We start from the raw sequence: 1,882 nt of genomic DNA on the forward strand, positions 1-1,882 counted from the left end.
CCCCCCCCCCCCCGCTCCTACAGGTTTTTTTGCTTATATCGTGCCAAAAACCCGGTGCAGGCCCTGCGCCATGACGTATCGAGTGCGCTACACTGCGCCGCTTGTGCAGATCGAAGAGTTTGAAGGACAACCATGACGTTCAAGGCCCCGGACAGCCTCGCCGAGCAAATCGCCCATTACCTCGCCGAACGCATCATTCGCGGCGAAATGAAGCCGGGAGAGCGCATCCAGGAGCAGAAGGTCACGCTGGCGCTCAATGTCAGTCGCGGCTCGGTCCGCGAGGCTTTGCTGATCCTCGAGCGGCGTCATCTGATCGCTATCCTGCCGCGCCGTGGCGCCCACGTCACCGAGCTTACCGAGCACAAGGTGCGCAGCCTGTGCGCGTTGATGAGCGAGCTCTACATTCTGCTTGGCAATGCGGTGGCCCATGGCTGGAAGGAACAGGCCGACATGGCCCCGTTCGTGGCGATCCAACAGCGCCTCCAGCAAGCTTACGAGCGCCAGGACATCCGCACCTTCGTCGATGAAAGCTTCAGCGTGATGCGCGCGGCCTATCCGTTTGCCGACAATCCGTATCTGCAAGAGACCGTCGAGAACCTGCAACCGGCGATGAGCCGCGCCTACTTCCTGGCACTTGAACAGCGCAAGGCTGAAATGAGCGAATTCCTCGATCTGTTCCAGCGCCTGCTTGTTGCGGTGCTGGCCCGCGATCTGCCGCAGATCCGCATCGTGCTGACGGCCTATGCCCAGCGCAGTTGCGATCTGGTGGTTTCGGCCCTGACGGCGGCCTGACGTGCGGCTCAAGTGCATCAAGCTGGCGGGGTTCAAATCCTTCGTCGACCCGACCACGGTGAACTTCCCCAGTAACATGGCGGCGGTGGTCGGGCCCAATGGCTGCGGCAAGTCGAACATCATCGACGCCGTGCGCTGGGTGATGGGCGAAAGCTCGGCCAAGAACCTGCGCGGCGAATCGATGACCGACGTCATCTTCAACGGCTCCACCAGTCGCAAGCCGGTGAGCCAGGCCAGCATCGAGCTGGTGTTCGATAACTCTGACGGCACTTTGATCGGTGAATACGCGGCCTACGCGGAAATCTCCATTCGTCGCAAAGTGACCCGCGACAGCCAGAACAGCTATTTCCTCAACGGCACCAAATGCCGTCGCCGCGACATCACCGATATATTCCTCGGCACCGGCCTGGGCCCGCGCAGCTACTCGATCATCGAGCAGGGCATGATCTCCAAGCTGATCGAGGCTAAGCCGGAAGACCTGCGTAATTTCATCGAGGAAGCCGCCGGCATCTCCAAGTACAAGGAGCGACGCCGCGAAACCGAAAACCGCATCCGCCGTACCCACGAGAACCTCGCGCGCCTGACCGACCTGCGTGAAGAGCTCGAGCGTCAGCTCGAACGCCTGCATCGCCAGGCCGAAGCCGCCAAGAAGTACCAGGAATACAAAGGCGAGGAGCGCCAGCTCAAGGCCCAGCTGTCAGCGTTGCGCTGGCAGGCGTTGAACGAACAGGTCGGCCAGCGAGAGGCGATCATCGGCAACCAGGAAGTCAGCTTCGAAGCACTGGTGGCCGAGCAGCGCAATGCCGATGCCGCCATCGAGCGCCTGCGCGACGGGCACCACGAACTGTCCGAGCGCTTCAATCTGGTGCAGGGACGCTTCTATTCGGTGGGCGGCGACATTGCCCGGGTCGAACAGAGCATCCAGCACGGCCAGCAGCGTTTGCGCCAGTTACAGGACGATTTGAAGGAAGCCGAGCGCGCACGCCTGGAGACCGAGTCCCACCTGGGCCACGACCGCACCTTGCTGCTGACCCTTGGCGAAGAACTGGACCGTCTTGTGCCGGAACAGGAAATTACCAGCGCCGCGGCC

Annotated in this window: 2 protein-coding genes; both read left to right on the plus strand. The window is 62.0% G+C overall.

What is annotated here, in order from left to right; all coding sequences use genetic code 11:
* Positions 1 to 132: 132 nt before the first annotated feature.
* Entirely contained in the window at positions 133 to 792 is a 660-nt protein-coding gene (locus ACE04F_RS13840) for a GntR family transcriptional regulator (protein WP_305499923.1), read from the plus strand.
* A gap of 1 nt (position 793) precedes the next feature.
* The coding region (locus tag ACE04F_RS13845) for a chromosome segregation SMC family protein (RefSeq protein WP_486107513.1) at positions 794 to 1,882 on the plus strand (1,089 nt) is incomplete at its 3' end.

It is taken from the genome of Pseudomonas sp. AGC41 (assembly GCF_057334555.1).